19 protein-coding genes are annotated in these 17,392 nt (G+C 43.4%); 15 read left to right on the top strand and 4 right to left on the bottom strand.

Annotated features, from left to right (window positions below; genetic code table 11):
- The first annotated feature begins 126 nt into the window (after positions 1-126).
- The 8 genes from pilM to AVL57_RS02050 all read left to right on the top strand — a co-directional run bounded on the left by pilM (position 127) and on the right by AVL57_RS02050 (position 8,147).
- Positions 127-1,194: a type IV pilus assembly protein PilM gene (pilM, locus tag AVL57_RS02085; protein ID WP_057794360.1), complete on the top strand. Its 1,068-nt coding sequence runs from the start codon at positions 127-129 to the stop codon at positions 1,192-1,194.
- Positions 1,182-1,763, top strand: coding sequence for a PilN domain-containing protein (locus tag AVL57_RS02080; RefSeq protein ID WP_057794362.1), 582 nt, complete (start codon positions 1,182-1,184; stop codon positions 1,761-1,763). Before pilM ends, AVL57_RS02080 begins: the two co-directional genes overlap by 13 nt.
- Entirely contained in the window at positions 1,763-2,374 is a 612-nt protein-coding gene (locus tag AVL57_RS02075; RefSeq protein ID WP_057794364.1) for a type IV pilus inner membrane component PilO, read from the top strand. Before AVL57_RS02080 ends, AVL57_RS02075 begins: the two co-directional genes overlap by 1 nt.
- Positions 2,374-2,904, top strand: coding sequence for a pilus assembly protein PilP (locus AVL57_RS02070; protein WP_057794366.1), 531 nt, complete (start codon positions 2,374-2,376; stop codon positions 2,902-2,904). Before AVL57_RS02075 ends, AVL57_RS02070 begins: the two co-directional genes overlap by 1 nt.
- Entirely contained in the window at positions 2,904-4,664 is a 1,761-nt protein-coding gene (locus AVL57_RS02065) for a type IV pilus secretin PilQ (protein ID WP_057794368.1), read from the top strand. Before AVL57_RS02070 ends, AVL57_RS02065 begins: the two co-directional genes overlap by 1 nt.
- A gap of 272 nt (positions 4,665-4,936) precedes the next feature.
- Entirely contained in the window at positions 4,937-5,452 is a 516-nt protein-coding gene (aroK, locus tag AVL57_RS02060) for a shikimate kinase AroK (RefSeq protein ID WP_057794370.1), read from the top strand.
- Between the two features lie 27 nt (positions 5,453-5,479).
- On the top strand, positions 5,480-6,547 hold the full coding sequence (gene aroB, locus AVL57_RS02055; protein ID WP_057794372.1) for a 3-dehydroquinate synthase: 1,068 nt from the start codon (positions 5,480-5,482) through the stop codon (positions 6,545-6,547).
- Positions 6,548-6,620: 73 nt separating this feature from the next.
- Entirely contained in the window at positions 6,621-8,147 is a 1,527-nt protein-coding gene (locus AVL57_RS02050; protein WP_232363251.1) for an SPOR domain-containing protein, read from the top strand.
- 27 nt (positions 8,148-8,174) lie between these two features.
- Here AVL57_RS02050 and AVL57_RS21155 read toward each other — a convergent pair whose 3' ends face one another.
- On the bottom strand, positions 8,175-8,360 hold the full coding sequence (locus AVL57_RS21155) for a hypothetical protein (protein ID WP_138118164.1): 186 nt from the start codon (positions 8,358-8,360) through the stop codon (positions 8,175-8,177).
- Between AVL57_RS21155 and AVL57_RS02045 the strand changes: the two genes are divergently transcribed.
- On the top strand, positions 8,359-9,237 hold the full coding sequence (locus tag AVL57_RS02045) for a Dam family site-specific DNA-(adenine-N6)-methyltransferase (RefSeq protein WP_057794374.1): 879 nt from the start codon (positions 8,359-8,361) through the stop codon (positions 9,235-9,237). The two genes, AVL57_RS21155 and AVL57_RS02045, sit on opposite strands and share 2 nt — an antisense overlap.
- On the opposite strand, the gene AVL57_RS02040 is transcribed toward AVL57_RS02045, so the two are convergent.
- From AVL57_RS02040 to AVL57_RS02030, 3 genes are all read right to left on the bottom strand, one after another.
- Positions 9,238-9,438, bottom strand: coding sequence for a DUF2970 domain-containing protein (locus AVL57_RS02040; RefSeq protein ID WP_057794377.1), 201 nt, complete (start codon positions 9,436-9,438; stop codon positions 9,238-9,240).
- A gap of 45 nt (positions 9,439-9,483) precedes the next feature.
- On the bottom strand, positions 9,484-9,762 hold the full coding sequence (locus tag AVL57_RS02035) for a hypothetical protein (protein WP_057794379.1): 279 nt from the start codon (positions 9,760-9,762) through the stop codon (positions 9,484-9,486).
- A gap of 193 nt (positions 9,763-9,955) precedes the next feature.
- Positions 9,956-10,681, bottom strand: a complete 726-nt coding sequence (locus AVL57_RS02030; RefSeq protein WP_057796408.1) for a TorF family putative porin — start codon at positions 10,679-10,681, stop codon at positions 9,956-9,958.
- Positions 10,682-11,068: 387 nt separating this feature from the next.
- On the opposite strand from AVL57_RS02030, the gene rpe reads away from it, so the two are divergent.
- From rpe to astA, 6 genes are all read left to right on the top strand, one after another.
- The gene (gene rpe / locus AVL57_RS02025; protein WP_057794381.1) at positions 11,069-11,746 is read left to right on the top strand and encodes a ribulose-phosphate 3-epimerase; all 678 of its coding nucleotides are present in this window, start codon (positions 11,069-11,071) and stop codon (positions 11,744-11,746) included.
- Between the two features lie 30 nt (positions 11,747-11,776).
- Complete coding sequence (gene trpS, locus AVL57_RS02020; protein WP_057794383.1) at positions 11,777-12,784, top strand: tryptophan--tRNA ligase; 1,008 nt, start codon at positions 11,777-11,779, stop codon at positions 12,782-12,784.
- 30 nt (positions 12,785-12,814) lie between these two features.
- Positions 12,815-13,390, top strand: a complete 576-nt coding sequence (locus AVL57_RS02015; RefSeq protein ID WP_057794385.1) for an anthranilate synthase component II — start codon at positions 12,815-12,817, stop codon at positions 13,388-13,390.
- A gap of 230 nt (positions 13,391-13,620) precedes the next feature.
- Positions 13,621-14,787, top strand: a complete 1,167-nt coding sequence (locus tag AVL57_RS02010) for an HDOD domain-containing protein (RefSeq protein ID WP_057794387.1) — start codon at positions 13,621-13,623, stop codon at positions 14,785-14,787.
- A 325-nt stretch (positions 14,788-15,112) separates the two neighbouring features.
- Positions 15,113-16,321 carry an aspartate aminotransferase family protein gene (locus AVL57_RS02005; protein WP_057794390.1) on the top strand — a complete coding sequence of 403 codons (1,209 nt, stop codon included), beginning with the start codon at positions 15,113-15,115 and terminating at the stop codon, positions 16,319-16,321.
- A gap of 24 nt (positions 16,322-16,345) precedes the next feature.
- Positions 16,346-17,383, top strand: a complete 1,038-nt coding sequence (astA, locus tag AVL57_RS02000) for an arginine N-succinyltransferase (protein ID WP_057794392.1) — start codon at positions 16,346-16,348, stop codon at positions 17,381-17,383.
- Positions 17,384-17,392: the final 9 nt, after the last annotated feature.

Raw genomic sequence — 17,392 nt, 5'->3', positions numbered from 1 at the left:
CAAGGCATTTTTGCGAAAATGACGTATATTTTCATACGTATGTGTTATCAATAGAACCATACGCACAATAAAAACTGAGTAATATTGTACTTTAGAGCAATTACCATTGAAACTGGACACTTGTAAATGAAATCGCTGTTCAAGAAAAAGATGCCTCCCATTGTGGGTTTAGACATAGGCACACGTCAAATAAAAGCGGTATGGCTAGAACATTCAGTCAATGGCTACATGCTTCAAGGCTATGCATGTGAATCTATCAATAAAATTGCTTTTTCAGAGCGCGATATTAAAGATTACGAGGCGGTAAGTTTAGCACTTAAAAAAGTGCGTAACAGCTTAAAAACTAAAATAAAGCAAGCTAATGTCGCGGTAGCGGGTACATCGGTAATCAGCAAAATCGTTTATATGGAACCCGACCAAAATGATTATGAACTTGAAAGCCAGATAGAAATTGAAGCCGACAGCCTTATTCCTTTTCCCCTTGAAGAGGTTTATTTGGATTTCGAAGAGCTTGGCCCCAGTGAAACCCATTCTGGCAAGGTCAATGTTCTATTAACAGCTGCTCATAAAGATTTAGTAGATAGCCGGTTACTGCTGTCTCGCGAAGCCGATTTCGAACCTAAAATTGTTGATGTTGAAAATTACGCGATTGGGAATGCCATCGACTTTTTCTACAATGGAAAAGTAGAAGATGAAGCCATTTGTGCCGTTAATGTTGGTGCCTCATTGCTTCAAATCAGTGTGGTACGTAACAGCAACGTGGTCTACACAAAAGAACACGCATTCGGGCTAAATAACTTAGTCAACGATATTAGCGCTATTCAAATGATTGAGCGTGAAGAAGCCGAACGTTTATTAATGGATGATTCATCATCTAACAGCTGGGTAGATGAAGTATTACCTATCTTTGCCGCTAATTTACAACAGAACATCAATCGTGCATTGCAAATGTACATGACAACATTTCATGTTGACCGCCCTGCAAAAATTTTACTTTGCGGCGGCGCTGCCACTATCCAACCTTTAGTAGACATATTACGCCAAGACTTAGGCCTACAAGTTGATGTATTCGACCCCTTTTTGGGCATGACCATGAACCCTAAGTTAGATTCACAGCGGTTACGTCGTATCGCCCCACAGCTCACTATAGCTGCAGGCCTTGCTAGCCGGAGTTTCACATCATGGCACATGTAAACTTACTTCCTTGGCGCGAACAACAACGCCAACATCAAAAGCAGCAGTATCTAATGGCCTTAGTTGCCGTTGCCGCTATTATGGGGTTAATTTTTTGGTTTATCGGTCAAGCCATCGACCAACAAATTAATCACCAGAATTCAAGAAACCAGTTTCTTGAGCGAGAGATTGGCTTATTAGATGCGCAAATTGCAGATATAAAAAATATTAAAGAAAGCAAAAATGCGATTGAACAGCGCATGGCCCTTATTGAGCAATTACAGGCTAGCCGAAATGTGGCAGCCATAATATTTGATGAGCTTGCTAAAATTGTACCTGTGGGCGTGACCTTCCAATCCATGAAGCGCATAGGTAATAAATTACAAATTGAAGGTATCAGCGATTCAAATAACCGACTTTCTGATTTCATGCGCTCATTAGATAATTCAGATGTTTTTGTTGGAGCTGAATTGTCTTCTATAAAAGCAGACACCAATGCCTCTCGTGCAATTAGCACCTTCACGCTTACCTTCATGGTTAGCGACTCGGTATCACCGTTGAAGCAAGATGCTGAAGGGGAGACAAACTAATGAAATTTGATGTAGAAAAACTTAAAGAACTCAATGAACTAGATTTTGAACAAATTGCTATTTGGCCAAATGAAATACGTATAGTGGTGGCTGCCTTTGTGGCAATCGTAATTGGTGCACTTAGCTATTATCTACTTATAAACCCTAAGCTTCCTATTCTAGATGCTGCGGAATTAAAAGAACAAGAGCTAAAGCTGCAATACGAAGCCAAGTACCGCATTGCGGTAAATAAAGAAGCGTACCGAGAGCAGCTCGCACAGCTAGAAGATGACTTTTCTTCCATGCTGAAAAGCCTACCCACCAGCAATGAAACCCCAGGCTTGCTAGACGATATAACTTATGTGGGTACCTCATCAGGGCTTACCTTTAAGTTATTGAACTGGCAACAAGAGGTGCCTAAAGAGTTCTACACCGAACTGCCTATTGAAATTGAAGTCAGTGGAGGCTATCACCATTTTGGAGAGTTCGTTTCTAAAGTGGCTGGGCTTCCTCGTATTGTTACCTTGCATGACTTTGATATTTTACGGGAAAGCAATGGGCTTACCTTGCAATTGCAAGCAAAAACCTACCGCTCAGAAAACAGTACCGGTATAAGCGGGGGATCTAAGTAATGCGCTATTTTTTAGTTCTTGCTGCTGTTGTCTTGATAACCGCTTGCTCGCCAAAACTTGATGACTTGCAGGCGTACACGCAAAGTGTGAGCGAAAATGCGGTTCACAACATTGAACCCTACCCTGAGTTTGCTACACCTAAAACCTTTGAATATTCGGCGAGCGAATTGCCTAGCCCTTTTGATTCGCCTAAAGAAAACACGCCACCACTGACACAAACTCGACAACAAAACTGTTTTCAACCTGACTTTAAACGCACAAAGCAGAAATTGGAAAGGTATGGCTTAGACTCATTAGGGTTAACCGGAAACTTTAAAAGCCAAGGCGTTGAATGGGCGCTAGTAACCAGTAATGACGGTATTCTACATAAAGCCAAAATTGGCAGCCGCATCGGTTTATTTTACGGTAAAATCACTGAAATTAATCCAAACTCACTAACAATAGAACAGCTTATACCTGATGGCGCAGGTTGCTGGCAGAAAAAAGAGATAACGTTGAGCAAAACCTCAACGTCAGGAGAGAAAAAATAATGGCTGAGCGTTACCTATTTAACAAATCTTTAAATCGTAGAAGTTCTCGCTGGCCTTGGTTGCTTGGCTTTGCTGCTATCTGTACGGTATTGATGGTTTATGTTGCGCCCGCCAAAGCGTTAGAACCCGTATTGTACGACCCAAATGACGACACTCCTTCAACCCGAATTACCGGTATAGACTTTACTCGAGAAGCTAATAATATTGGTGTTACGTTAGTCACCTTTGAAGGTGCTTCACCTACACCGCAACTCGTTGAGTCTCAAGGCAAGGTTACCATAACCCTTGCTAATAGCGTGTTAGATGACAGTCAGCTCGTTGAATTAAACGTAACAGAGTTTTCCACGCCAGTATCAACCATTGAGACCTTTCAAGATAAAAAAGGTACGCGTATAGAGATTCTTTATAGCGATACCGTGACAGCTCGCCACGCGATAGACGATAACATCATTCGCATCAAAATTGAGCCGATGAGCTTGTCGCAACAAGAAGAGTTAGAAAACAAAAAAACCTATACAGGCGACCCTATCTCGCTAGATTTTCAAGATGTACCTGTACGTCAAGTGTTGCAAATTATCGCGCAAGTTAACGGCTTTAACTTAGTAACCACAGACACAGTGACTGGAAATGTCACTATTAGCCTATCAGGTGTACCTTGGGATCAAGCCCTTGATATGATTTTGCGTGTTAAAGGATTAGATAAACGCTTAGAGGGTAACATTCTGTTGATTGCGCCAACTGAAGAGCTAACCGCCAGAGAAACCCAGGCATTGCAGTCAAAGAAGCAAGTGTCTGATTTAGCCCCGCTTAGTACAGTCAACATCTCGGTAAATTACGCTAAAGCAGCCAATCTGGCGACTATTTTGAAATCTTCAGAAGGCGGCATTTTATCTGAGCGCGGGACAGTTACCGTGGATGAACGCACTAACACTATGCTTATTCGAGATACGTTACCTTCCATTGATGAAGCAAGAAAAATGATTGATGCGCTGGATATCCCAGTTAAACAAGTATTAATTGAAAGCAGAATGGTTACCGTACTTGATAACGTGGATGAAGAGCTAGGTGTTCGCTGGGGCTTAAGCGATAGAGAAAGTGACAGTGGTGTTTCAGGGAGTATTGAAGGGGCTGAAGCTATTGCAGGTGGCTCTATTCCGAGTATTGACGACAGACTAAACGTAAACCTTCCGGTTTCTGGTGCAACGGGCACTATTGGCTTTCAAATCGCAAGCTTGGTTGATGGCACCATATTAGATTTAGAGCTATCTGCACTTGAGTCTGAAAACAAAGGTGAGATTATCGCTAGCCCACGCATTACCGTGGCGAACCAACAAGAAGCCTACATTGAACAAGGAACCGAAATACCTTATGTTCAAGCCACCTCAAGTGGCGCAACTTCGGTTGAATTCAAAAAAGCGGTATTGTCGCTTCGCGTAACACCGCAAATTACGCCAGATAATCGCATTATTTTGGATTTAGTGGTGACGCAAGATACGCGTGGTGAAACAGTGTCTACTTCTACCGGTGATGCCGTTGCCATTGATACGCAAGAAATCAAAACTCAGGTCTTGGTAGAAAACGGCGAAACCATAGTATTAGGCGGTATTTTCCAGCAAACGAGTACCGATAACGTATCAAAAGTACCATTATTTGGTGACCTGCCGTTTTTAGGTGTGCTGTTTCGCAATACATCGGAGTTTCAAGAGAAACGTGAGCTACTTATATTTGTAACACCGAAAATAATTACAGAAAAACCGTAACAAGCTATTATTCAAGGTAAAATGCGGGCTGAGAGCAGTCCGCTTTTTGCGTTTTCTGGTACTGCAATCCCCCTGTATTTACATTATAGTGCTAATTGTTTTCAACAATACTTGCAAGGGCTTGTTAGAAACTGAGATAATCGCGGTCTCGAAATTTTAGCGAGGTTAAAGGAGTAGTGCTTATTGGACATTAAATAAGCACGAGTCAATGGGTAGGCTGGTAAGGCAACAGTGCATGCCCCTAACATGATAAAGTTGTGATATAAGCAAATATGGCTGAAAAACGTAATATCTTTTTGGTTGGCCCAATGGGTGCTGGCAAAAGTACCATCGGTAGACACCTGGCAGACGAACTTCACCTGGATTTTTATGACTCCGATCAGGAAATAGAGCGCCGTTCTGGTGCTGATATCGCCTGGATCTTCGACCTTGAAGGCGAAGATGGATTCCGTGCACGTGAAGAAAACATCATCAATGATTTAACAGACAAGCAGGGTATCGTGCTTGCCACTGGCGGCGGTTCAATTGTAACCAAAGCAGTACGTAATCGTTTGTCTGCACGAGGCATTGTTGTTTACTTGCAAACTACGATTGATAAGCAAGTTGCTCGAACACAGCGCGATAAGCGTCGCCCTTTGCTTCAAAACGACGATCCGGAGCAAGTACTTCGCGATCTAGCAGATTTGCGTAATCCTCTTTACGAAGAAGTTGCAGATTATGTAGTTGATACTGATGACCAATCTGCTCGTGCAGTGGCAAATCAGATCATTAGTAAAATCGGTTTATAAATAAAATAATTAGGAGGTGCTACGCCCATGTCAACCTTAACTGTGGAACTTGGCGAACGTAGCTACCCTATACATATTGAGGCTGGGTTGCTCAAGCAGCCTGGCCTTTTTGTGCCTTATATAAAAGGTCCATTGGTGGTTATTGTCACCAATGAAACTGTTGCGCCATTATATCTTGATACCGTGAAAGCGGCATGTGGTAGCAAGCAAATTGAAACCATTGTATTGCCTGACGGTGAACAATATAAAAACCTCGAGCAATTCGAGGTAGTCATGACCCGCTTGCTTGAACTCAACGCGGCTCGAGATACCACCCTTATTGCATTAGGTGGTGGTGTTATTGGCGATTTGTGTGGTTTTGTGGCTGCAACATATCAACGCGGCGTACCCTTTATTCAAGTGCCCACTACCCTACTTTCACAAGTAGATTCTTCTGTAGGTGGTAAAACCGCGGTTAATCACTCCTTGGGCAAAAACATGATTGGCGCTTTTTATCAGCCAATCTTGGTCGCTATTGATACCAAATCACTGTCTACGCTACCTCCCCGTGAGTTCTCTGCTGGTATGGCGGAAGTCATAAAATACGGCATCATTTATGATGAAGCCTTTTTCTCTTGGCTTGAAGCGAATGAGCAAGCACTAAAACAGCTTGATGAATCAACCCTCAATGTTGCCATTAAACGCTGCTGTGAAATTAAAGCGGAAGTGGTTGCTAAAGATGAACGTGAAGGCGGCCTGAGAGCTATTTTAAACTTAGGTCACACCTTTGGTCACGCCATTGAAGCTGAACAAGGCTATGGTAACTGGTTACATGGCGAAGCTGTGTCAGCTGGTACTATAATTGCTTGTGTAGCTGCAGAGCAGTTAGGTTGGTTTACAGCGTCAGAAACTCGTCGCGTACGTTCACTCTTTGAGGCATTTTCACTTCCAGTGGAAGGGCCTAGCACAATGAGTAAAGCAGATTATGTAAAGCATATGAAGCGCGACAAAAAAGTAGAAGCCGGTAATATTCGTTTTGTACTTCCTAAGAATATGGGCAATGCAGTTGTCACTAAAGACGTCACTGACGATATTCTTACTAAAATTCTACGCTAGCCGTATACTGGCAAACCTAACTAACACCTACATTCGTTTTATTTGCTAGCCCTTTACACAGGTATTGGGCTTTATGGGGTTATTGCGCATGCACAGTGAATTGCATGAACGTCTTGAGTATTTAGTTAATTATTCCTCTCAACTGGTTTTTGTCAGTGGCGACTCTATTGCAGAGCAACAGCAAACTCTTGAAGCCTTCGTTTACCAGCAGCATGACGATACTGAGATAGCGTATTTAACCGCTGAATCTAATATGGAAATTTCTGACTACCGTGGTCAGTTGTGCCGCCAGTTGTTAGGTCAAGTAGTCGGTAGTTTCGTACGCCCTCTTAATGAATTATTGTCTGCACTTAATAGCCATGAAGGGCCAGTACTCATTGCTATAACGCAAGCCGAGCACATGCCCGACAAACTGCTTCAAGAGCTATGGGATTTGGTATTACAAAGCCGCTTCGCGGGTAACAAGCAACATTTGAATGTATTGCTATTTGCCACAACCAAATGGGCTGAAAATGCCAAAAAATGGCTCCCAGCCAAAAATACCGATACCCCATTACTTATTAGTAGCCAATCTATTTCTTCAAACCTTCAAACTTCAAAGCCTCAAGGATCTGAACTAGATAGGATGATTTCCCAGCGCCGAGAAGCGTTTCAAGCTCACCTTGATAAACGGAATCTTCCTGTCGAAGCCACCCCGTCTAACCCACTTACCTCTACGGGGTTCTATATAGCTATAGCCTTGGTATTTTTATTGACCTTTGGCGGATTGGTTACTTGGCAGTATGGCGATTCAATATCGTCGTTATTTTCACCGATTGCACAACAACCTAAGCCTTCTGAGTCAGAGAATGTGGTACCAGGCTCTGCTTTTAGCAAAGTCGCAGATAATCAAGCTGAGCAGCCTATTGCGCCAACTCCAGACAATGAGAGCAACGTAGAACTCGTGACAGACTGGAAAGGTGCGGTCTCCTCGCTTGATCGCGATGCAGATGGCAAAGTAGCTGGCGACGTAACAAACAGCGCTCTGATAGACAGCACTTCTGACCCTGATACGCTGGTAGCGGGCACACCAATGCAAATCAGCAATCAAGAGCCTCAACAACAAGTAATCTCGAGTGAAGGGGCTAATAGTGCATCTACTTTAAACACTCCTGATAGCGTTGCGGCAAAACCCGCTTTAAATGAAAGCACGCAAACCGCCAAGGCTCAACAAGCCAGCGTGCAAGTGCAATCACAAAGTGATGGTGGATCAACAAGTGAAAGGGCTACCAGCACTCCCCCTACCAGCGCTATCACAGAAATCTTAAAGCCTGACATGGTTTTGCCCAACGATTTTGTGATTCAGATGGTAGGCATTAAAGATAAAAACGTTGTTAGCCAATTTATTGCTCAACATAACTTGTATGCCGTTACCCGACAGTATGTGACTACACGGTATGGCGGTGATTGGCATGTGGTGGTTTTCCATCAACCATTTAAATCACTAACTGACGCTCGTACTGCGTTATCTGCCCTACCGGATTATCCGACTAAAAACGAAGCGTTCATTAAACTTGGACAGCAAATTTTAGACGAAATGGCGCTGGTAGCTGGCGAATAATAGTACGTTGTGCTCATTGTACTAACTTCAAACAAAAGAAAAGCCGTCAGCTTTACGTTTCATGGTTGTTCCATCGTATGAGGAAAGATACAATCTATCTTTAGCGTGGTATTGCGAGATATTTGCAGCGCCACTCCCCAGAATAACGCCACACTCGGCGAGTACCGGAATGACAACCGTCTTTATTCCGTGCAGGTAGTAACGTTTACGCATGATGCAGAAAAAGAACCGGGCCTTTTTAAAGTGGGCCGGTGGCAAGTACAGCCTAGTAGAGCATATTCAGGCCAGGTTACCTCAAGCAAACAAACTTATTGAACCGTTTGTAGGCGCGGGGTCAGTGTTTCTGAATACTCAGTATAAGCGGTATTTGCTGAACGACATCAACCCTGACCTTATAAACCTGTATAACTTCTTAAAAGCGCAGCCAGATGCCATCATTCATGACGCTCGTAGTTTCTTTAACGGCGAACGTAACGATGAGAAAATGTACTATGCTTTGCGAGAAGAATTTAATGCCACCGAAGACGAGTACTACCGAGCTATTTTATTTCTATACCTTAATAGGCATGGGTACAATGGATTATGTCGCTATAGTTTAGCGGGCAGGTTCAACGTACCTTTTGGGCGTTATAAAAAGCCCTACTTCCCTGAGCATGAAATGTTCGTGTTTGCAGAGAAGGCGCAAAAAGCCACATTCACTTGTTTACCCTTTGAAAAAGTATTTACTCGCGCCCGCCGCGGAAATGTCATTTATTGTGACCCACCCTACGCACCTATCAGTAAAACAGCGGCGTTTACAAGTTATGCAGCGCGCAGTTTTGGACAAGACGCGCAAGAGAAGTTAGCAGAACTTGCAATGCGAACCGCAAAAAAGCGGGGGATCCCCGTGTTGGTGTCGAATCATGATTTGCCACTTACCCGCACCTTATACAAGGGCGCAGATTTCAGCATGTTGTCGGTAAAGCGCTCCATTAGTCAAAATGGTGCTACAAGAAAGCCCGTAGATGAAATTTTGGCGTACTTCCCGCCTAGCGCAGTAGTAAAAAAGCCAAAACGAAACCAACGCAGAAATGTTGAAGCAAAAAAATAACTAATAACCGGTTAGCCACTTCACAAACATCATTAAAGACACCACCATCATGGCAACTAAAAATATGCCAATAATCAGAAAACTAACGAAGGTTCCTTTCGTAAAATCGCGCTCATAGTTTTTATGGCTTTGCACACCGAACACACCAGCAACAACACTCATAAGCACTGACCAGAAGCCGGTACCCGGTTGTTGACTCATTACTGATAAGTCTTTTGTTGGGAAACTGCGATGCTACTTGCTGTTTTACTTGCTGTCATCATTATGAAGTAACTCAAGCAAATCGAGAAAATGAAACTGAAATGAAGGAGACTTTCCAGCAATCCATGACAGCCAACTGACTTCAGCAACACCATCTCTGTCTCTGGCGCACTGATTCTGCACATGACTAGCAGGTAACTTAGGATTAAAACTAGAAGAGGGTTGAAACTCGCACACTGAGGCTTCCGAGCCCGAACGTGGATACACCGCTACGCTAACTAGCGCAACCATGCCGCATACTGCATAAAATGGAAGTACTTTCATCCTGAACACTCCTTGCGCTATTTTGCATTGAACTTCATTATAAATAAAACCTTATTACTCACAAGATAATATTCACTAATGATGAATATAATTACTATTTCCAATAGTAAAAAAAGCCTGACACGTACGCATCAGGCTTTTAATTTCAGACATCAACAACAATTAATTCATTGTTTTCGAAGTCATTTTAAACTTACAGCTCGAAGTCCATGCTGTAAGCAACAGTGAACTTAACTGCATCGTTATCTAACGAATCTGCATCACCACTGTCATCTAAATCAGTACCGGTTACTGCGAAGCTAAATCCATCTTTCGCAATAGACACACCCCAATCTGCGTAACCGCCAACTACACCGTTGAAGTCTTCCGCAAAATCACCTTGGTGATAACCAACATGGAAACCTAGTTCCGAACCATTTAGTACTTCTAAACCATAATCAAGCGAAACATAAGTCGCTTCACCAAAACCGTAATCACGGTTATCCGCTTCATCCGCTTCGGTATGAGCAAGAACAGAAAGGGTCAGGCTAAGTCCACCCATACCAACAGAGCCGTATACTTCAGCAAAATCGAAGTTTGCTGCAGCATCATAATTGTAATAAAGGTAACCGAAATCATAGGAGATATCGTTAGATTCACCAGAGAATCCAAAATACATATCGTGCTCATACGAATAATTGTCGTCTGAACCGTATTTCACGTTTGATGCCCAAGTACCTGCATAAAAGCCACTTTCGTGTGCGTAGTCAATTCCGCCCTGAACGGCAGCTTCATTCATTGTTTGCGTTAAACCACGCCAAATGTAGTTACTTGTCGCGCCGGCGTTAGCCGTAACTTCTGCGTAACTAGGTAACGCAGTAAATAGGCAAGCTGACGATACAGCAACCGCAAGCAATGTGCTTTTAGTAGATAATTTCATGTGTGTGTTCTCCGTGAAGTTCCAAAACTTGTTGTAATTAATTTTTCTGTCTTGATTTTTCTTATATTTGAGTTGGATTACGCAAGAGTGATGCCCACTTAAAGCGCAATACCCACAACCACCAAAATAAACATAAAATACTGATTTTATGAATAAAAATAAATTATGAAAAATAAAAAATAAATTTAAAGTTGAGTTAAAGTGCACAAAATCGCCCCAAAAATGGGCATGCTCACCAATACGGTGCAATTAATTTAATCTTTTCAACCCCTTATTTTTACTTCCCTTTAACACAAGTAGTAATGTAATCAGCGCTGTTTTCAAAAGCCAACTTTCGGTAAACTTCACCTTTTAGCACGTGCATTGCCTCGTAAATAGGGAAAACCGATGAAACCATTTTTGATTGCCCCCTCAATTCTGTCTGCCGATTTTGCTCGGCTAGGAGAAGAGGTAGAGAACGTACTAAACGCAGGTGCCGATGTGGTTCATTTTGATGTAATGGATAATCACTATGTGCCCAACCTCACATTTGGCCCTATGATATGCGAGGCTTTACGAAAGTATGGCATTACTGCACCTATTGATGTGCATTTGATGGTGAAGCCGGTTGATGACTTAATCGAAAAATTTGCCGATGCCGGTGCCAGCTATATTAGTTTTCACCCTGAAGCATCCGAGCATATCGATCGCTCATTACAGCTTATAATTGATGCTGGCTGTAAACCTGGGTTGGTGTTTAACCCTGCCACGCCTTTGCATTATCTGGATCATGTCATGGACAAGTTACACCATATCCTTATCATGTCGGTCAATCCGGGCTTTGGTGGACAAAAGTTTATCCCTAGCACATTGGATAAAGTGCGCGCCGTTAAGCAACGCGTGTTAGAAAGTGGTCACGATATAAGAATAGAAATTGACGGTGGCGTAAAAGTCGATAACATTCGCGCCATTGCTGAAGCTGGCGCGGATATGTTCGTAGCCGGTTCTGCTATTTTTTCTGAGCCCGATTACCGCGCAGTTATTGATGACATGCGCACTGAATTATCTCGTCTTTCTAAGGCGTAACTAAACAACGTTAACGTACAGGTACACATTATGAGTAACAAGCCTATTGTATTAAGTGGCTGTCAGCCTTCTGGACAACTTACCCTTGGCAATTACATGGGTGCGCTTAAGCAGTGGGTTTCCATGCAAGACGATCATGATTGCCTATACATGTTAGTGGATTTGCATGCCATAACGGTTAGGCAAGATCCTAAGCAATTATTTGAGGCCTGCCTAGATGGACTGGCGTTATACCTAGCTTGCGGAATCGACCCAGAAAAAAGCACCTTATTCGTGCAGTCTCATGTACCTCAACATGCCCAGCTTTCATGGGTACTTAATTGCTACACCCAAATGGGTGAGCTAAATCGCATGACGCAATTTAAAGATAAGTCAGCGAAGAACGAAAACAATATCAATGTTGGCCTTTATGGCTATCCGGTATTGATGGCAGCAGACATTCTAATGTACCAAGCTGACAAAGTGCCTGTAGGTGATGATCAAAAACAACATCTAGAGCTTACCCGTGATATCGCTAACCGTATGAACAACTTATATGGCGACATTCTACGTGTACCAGAACCTCACATTCCTGAGTTTGGTGCTCGTATCATGAGTCTACAAGAGCCAGAAAAGAAAATGTCGAAGTCTGACGTTAACCCAAACAACTTCATTGGCTTGCTTGAAGATCCTAAAAAAATCACCAAAAAAATTAAACGTGCGGTAACCGATTCAGACGAAAAAGCAAACATTTACTTCAACCCACAAGAAAAGCCTGGGGTATCAAACCTACTTACCCTATTGTCATTATCGACAGGAAAATCGATAGATGAATTAGTGCCGGCATACGAAGATAAAATGTATGGTCACTTGAAGGGTGACGTAGCAGAAGCGGTAGTGGGCCTTTTAGAGCCAATTCAGCAACGCTATGCCGATATTCGCACCAATCGTGACTACTTAAACGATGTGATGCGAAATGGCGCAGAAAAAGCCTCGGCCCGCGCAGAGGAAACTCTTAAAAAGGTTTATGAAGCCGTTGGCTTTATTCCAAAACCTTAATTAGCGTTGTATTGAACAGGTTAGGTTGTCGTGTTGCTGTTAATTGATAATTTCGATTCATTTACTCACAACCTTGCCCGTTACCTTACCGAGTTAGGTGCATGCGTTAAGGTGGTGAGAAACAATGCCCTTACTATTGCCGATATAGAAGCCTTATCACCCAGTCATTTAGTGATTTCACCAGGCCCATGTACACCCAATGAGTCGGGAATTAGCTTAGAGGCTATTAAGCACTTTGCTGGGAAGATCCCCTTACTTGGTGTGTGCTTAGGCCATCAAGCCATAGGTCAGGTTTTTGGTGCTTCAGTGATTGGAGCAAAAGAAATTAAGCACGGCAAAACTTCCGCGCTCTTTCATAAAAACCGTGGCTTATTTAGCGGCTTTGAACAAGGTTATGCGGTAACTCGCTATCACTCATTAGTGCTTGATGAAAGCCACTTTCCTGAAAGCTTAAATATCGATGCGTGGTGCGTAACTGATGACGGGGAAAAAGAAATTATGGGGATCTCTCATAAAGCTCTCCCTATATGGGGTGTACAATTTCACCCTGAATCTTTACTCACCGAGTATGGCCACGATATTTTATGTGCTTTTCTAAACGCCTAGGGTGTAACCCTTATTTATTCTGCCAAGGATACAGAATAAACTTAAGCTATAGGGCTTCCTGCCGATAAAAAGTTCTGCAATTATTCGCATTTGGCGTTGTTTTTGTTTACTTTTATAGGTTAATCAACAAAGCGCCTTTGTAAATATATATATTTAGGAAGTAGGGCGACCCAATGCACGGCATCTATGAACAGACGCACGAACAGTTACTTAGCAGGAGCTACTTTAAGATGACGACCCAAGCATCGACCCCGCCGCCTATCGATGAGCGCTTTGAGAGCCTATTAATCTCTCCAGAACTCGCGATGAAAATGCTGGGAAAACGTGGTCCTGGTGAAGTCAGCTTTGAGCAATCCGAACAAGGTGACGCCCGCAGACAATTACTTCACGTCGAAAAAGTCGCTATAGAGAATAAACGCCTAAAAGCACAGTCTGATGCTTCATATACCGAAACTGTTAACCATTACTTACATGAAGTGTTATTAGGTGAGCTTACCGAGCAGTTATCGTTTACCTCAGACGTATTCAACAACACATTGAATTTAAGTGACGACACTGGTGCATTACTCGATGCGCTTTCGGTTCGCGCGGCGTCGGTATCAAAACTAGAACCTATTGCAACTAATTTACCTTGGCTTTATGACGAGTTGATGCAAGTCGTGAACTCTCCCGCTTTTAGAAGACGAGATTCCAAAGGCCGGGTAATCGTGGTTGAAACCTTCAGGACGGCGCTTAGCTTTTTAGGCATTGAGAATTTACGCCTGCTAATTCCTTCTCTTGTTGTAAAACGCGCCATGCCTCAGGTAACCGACCCATACCCTTGCATCAAACTTAAACTCACTCAGTTTGCGCACGGCACGGCGGTCGCGGCTAGGCATCTTGCGCCACACTACAAGCTGAACCCGATTCAGGCTTATAGTTTCGGCATGCTCAGTCAATTAGGTCGATGTGCCATCATCCGATTGTACTTCAAGTTATTCGATAAGGTGCAGCTTCACCTGTTAAACGAAAGCCAAAAAGACAAAGAGCGCATGCGCCATGAAGCGTTGTTAAAGCTGGCGCCGTCGGCAAATTACCTGATTGCATTACAAGATGAATATGCCGATGCGGTATCCGCTGATCTCATTGAAAACATGATGTTGAAACGCTTATTTATTGGTGATGCGATGCGCCAATGTGCCACCAGAGAACCCTGTGAAGTAGGCTCCATGCCCAAGCTTCTACATCAAGCTCGCACTTATTCGAAGGTAAGAATGTTACACCAATCACGCATGGTTGAAGTGCCAGAGGTAAAACCAATGATTAAGGAGCAGGAGTATCCATCAGGTGCATTGGAACAACTAAGATCTGTTGATATTTTCACCCTTCCATTATCTCGGGAAGAAGAAAACAGCTAATTTTTTGTGGATATTCATGCAAAGTAGCCAAATATCTTCTTTTACCCTTATTTGACCCACACCAGATCAACGCGCTCTGGCTGTGAGATTACACACCTAATTCACCTTTTAATTACACTATTCCTAAACAATATGGCTTAGTAGTAAATAGTTATTCACTTTTCCTGCAAATTAAGCCAGAGTCCTTGTATATAAAGGGCTGCAGCCATTCACAAACAAGACAAACCCTTAAAAAAATGGCATACTCATCGGTAATTTCGTTTATTTTTCCGCCTGTTCGAGGTCTATTTTACCGACACAGGCGCTTAAAACAGAGGTAACAAAAATGACAGTAACTCGCGCAACGTTTAATGAAGTGATGGTGCCTAACTACAATCCTGCGGGCATGGTACCCGTACGTGGTGAAGGTTCACGTGTATGGGATCAAGATGGTGCTGAGTACATCGACTTCGCTGGCGGTATTGCCGTGAACGTACTAGGTCATTGTCACCCTGAACTCGTTAAGGCGCTTAACGAACAAGGCAGCAAATTGTGGCACTTGAGCAACGTATTCACCAATGAGCCAGCACTTCGCTTAGCGGCTAAACTGGTAAATGCCACGTTTGCAGAGAAAGTATACTTTGCTAACTCAGGCGCAGAAGCCAATGAAGCCGCATTAAAATTAGCTCGTCGTTTCGCGTTAGATAACTACGGTGAAGACAAAAACCAAATCATCGCTTTCAACAAAGGTTTCCACGGTCGTACTTTCTTTACCGTAACCGTTGGTGGACAAGCCGCATATTCTGATGGTTTTGGCCCTAAGCCTGGCGCTGTTGAGCATTGCGATTATAACGATTTAGCCGCGTTTGAAGCATTAATCTCTGACAACACATGTGCCGTTATGATGGAGCCACTTCAAGGCGAAGGCGGAATCATCTCTCCTGATGTTGAATTTATCAAAGGTGTGCGTGAGTTGTGTGATAAGCACAATGCCTTACTTATTTTTGATGAAGTGCAATCGGGTGTTGGTCGTACTGGTCACTTATATGCTTACATGGGCTTAGGTGTAACACCTGACATTTTAACTACCGCAAAATCGTTAGGCGGTGGTTTCCCTATTGGTGCCATGTTAACGACAACCGCGATTGCCGCGCATTTAAAAGCGGGGACTCACGGCAGTACTTACGGTGGTAATCCACTAGCCTGCGCCGTGGCTGAAAAAGCCTTTGATATTGTTAATCAGCCTGAAGTACTTGAAGGCGTGTTACACAAAGAAGCCTTGTACCGTGAGCTACTTACAGTCATTAACGACAAATATGACGTATTTTCTGAAGTACGTGGACAAGGTATGTTGCTTGGTTGCGCGTTAAACGAAAAATACCAAGGCCGCGCTCGCGACTTTATGATGGCAGCAACAAAAGAGCACCTTATGTGCTTAATTGCCGGTGCTAATGTTATTCGTTTCGCCCCTTCACTGGTTATTCCTGATGAAGATATCAAAGAAGGCTTAGCCCGATTTGAACGTGCCGTTGCCGCTGTTGTGAACGCCGAATAAACGCCAAATTAGCGAGTAGCGAACATGAATATAATTCGCCCTATTACACAAGCTGATTACAAGGCCTTGTACGACATTGCTGTAGAGTCAGGTATCGGGTTTACCTCCTTACCAGTTAACGATGATCTGCTGCATAGAAAAGTCGACCGTGCGCAAGAAGCTTTCACTAAAGCTAACGTGACCCAACCCGGTGATGAGTCGTACCTTTTTGTTATGGAAGATACGACAACCGGTGAAGTAGTAGGCACGTCAGGTATTGAAGCAGCTGTAGGTATTGATGATGCGTTTTACCACTATCATTTGAGTAAAGTGGTGCACGCCTCTCGCGAGCTAAACATTCACAATACGGTTGAAATTCTCACCTTTTGTAATGACTACACGGGCGTAACTGAGATTTGTACACTGTTTTTAAGAGAGCAGGCCCGTGGTGGCATTAACGGCCGTTTTCTATCGAAAGTCCGCTTCTTATTTATGATGGAGCACCGTGAGCGCTTTTCTGAAACTGTCATTGCCGAGATGCGTGGTGTGAGTGATGAAAAAGGTCGTTCGCCTTTTTGGGAATGGCTTGAAACCCACTTTTTCTCGATGGACTTCCCTACTGCTGATTACCTTACCGGTATTGGCAATAAGGTATTTATTGCAGAGCTGATGCCTAAATACCCTATTTACGTCAATCTATTGAGCAAAGAAGCACAGGCGGTTATTGGACAGGTTCATGAAAAAACCCGCCCCGCCTTGCAGTTGCTTGAAGGTGAAGGGTTTAGCTGTCGCGGTTACGTTGATATTTTTGATGCGGGCCCTACGGTAGAGGCCAACCTCAGCCATATCCGAACGGCGCAATCTAGCTTAAAAATGCCAATTGTTATTGATGATGCAGCGGCCGCACAAGGTCAAACCCATTACATCATAAACACCTCTGTTGCAGATTTTCGCGCGGTAGCCACCGAAATAGGTGTTAATGAAGAGCAAAATATTGCCGTGCTTTCGCGTCAGGCTGCAGCCGCTCTGAATGTGCAAGAAGGCGACCATGTTCGTCTTGCACCTGTAAAGTTCAGAGACTAATTGAAGGAC

Source organism: Alteromonas stellipolaris (assembly GCF_001562115.1).
In the GTDB taxonomy this organism is placed as follows: Bacteria; Pseudomonadota; Gammaproteobacteria; order Enterobacterales; family Alteromonadaceae; genus Alteromonas; species Alteromonas stellipolaris.
Note: the sequence above shows the minus strand (reverse complement) of the source record. Positions and strands in the feature narration are given on the sequence as shown.

Excerpts from the sequence above, each read along its gene's own strand:
- AVL57_RS02010 (WP_057794387.1), top strand. The coding sequence starts at position 13,621 with ATGACGACCCAAGCATCGACCCCGCCGCCTATCGATGAGCGCTTTGAG.
- astA (WP_057794392.1), top strand. The coding sequence starts at position 16,346 with ATGAATATAATTCGCCCTATTACACAAGCTGATTACAAGGCCTTGTAC.
- trpS (WP_057794383.1), top strand. The coding sequence starts at position 11,777 with ATGAGTAACAAGCCTATTGTATTAAGTGGCTGTCAGCCTTCTGGACAA.
- AVL57_RS02065 (WP_057794368.1), top strand. The coding sequence starts at position 2,904 with ATGGCTGAGCGTTACCTATTTAACAAATCTTTAAATCGTAGAAGTTCT.
- rpe (WP_057794381.1), top strand. The coding sequence starts at position 11,069 with ATGAAACCATTTTTGATTGCCCCCTCAATTCTGTCTGCCGATTTTGCT.
- AVL57_RS02045 (WP_057794374.1), top strand. The coding sequence starts at position 8,359 with ATGATGCAGAAAAAGAACCGGGCCTTTTTAAAGTGGGCCGGTGGCAAG.
- AVL57_RS02005 (WP_057794390.1), top strand. The coding sequence starts at position 15,113 with ATGACAGTAACTCGCGCAACGTTTAATGAAGTGATGGTGCCTAACTAC.
- AVL57_RS02075 (WP_057794364.1), top strand. The coding sequence starts at position 1,763 with ATGAAATTTGATGTAGAAAAACTTAAAGAACTCAATGAACTAGATTTT.
- aroB (WP_057794372.1), top strand. The coding sequence starts at position 5,480 with ATGTCAACCTTAACTGTGGAACTTGGCGAACGTAGCTACCCTATACAT.
- pilM (WP_057794360.1), top strand. The coding sequence starts at position 127 with ATGAAATCGCTGTTCAAGAAAAAGATGCCTCCCATTGTGGGTTTAGAC.
- AVL57_RS02070 (WP_057794366.1), top strand. The coding sequence starts at position 2,374 with ATGCGCTATTTTTTAGTTCTTGCTGCTGTTGTCTTGATAACCGCTTGC.
- aroK (WP_057794370.1), top strand. The coding sequence starts at position 4,937 with ATGGCTGAAAAACGTAATATCTTTTTGGTTGGCCCAATGGGTGCTGGC.
- AVL57_RS21155 (WP_138118164.1), bottom strand. The coding sequence starts at position 8,360 with ATGCGTAAACGTTACTACCTGCACGGAATAAAGACGGTTGTCATTCCG.
- AVL57_RS02080 (WP_057794362.1), top strand. The coding sequence starts at position 1,182 with ATGGCACATGTAAACTTACTTCCTTGGCGCGAACAACAACGCCAACAT.
- AVL57_RS02040 (WP_057794377.1), bottom strand. The coding sequence starts at position 9,438 with ATGAGTCAACAACCGGGTACCGGCTTCTGGTCAGTGCTTATGAGTGTT.
- AVL57_RS02030 (WP_057796408.1), bottom strand. The coding sequence starts at position 10,681 with ATGAAATTATCTACTAAAAGCACATTGCTTGCGGTTGCTGTATCGTCA.
- AVL57_RS02035 (WP_057794379.1), bottom strand. The coding sequence starts at position 9,762 with ATGAAAGTACTTCCATTTTATGCAGTATGCGGCATGGTTGCGCTAGTT.
- AVL57_RS02050 (WP_232363251.1), top strand. The coding sequence starts at position 6,621 with ATGGGGTTATTGCGCATGCACAGTGAATTGCATGAACGTCTTGAGTAT.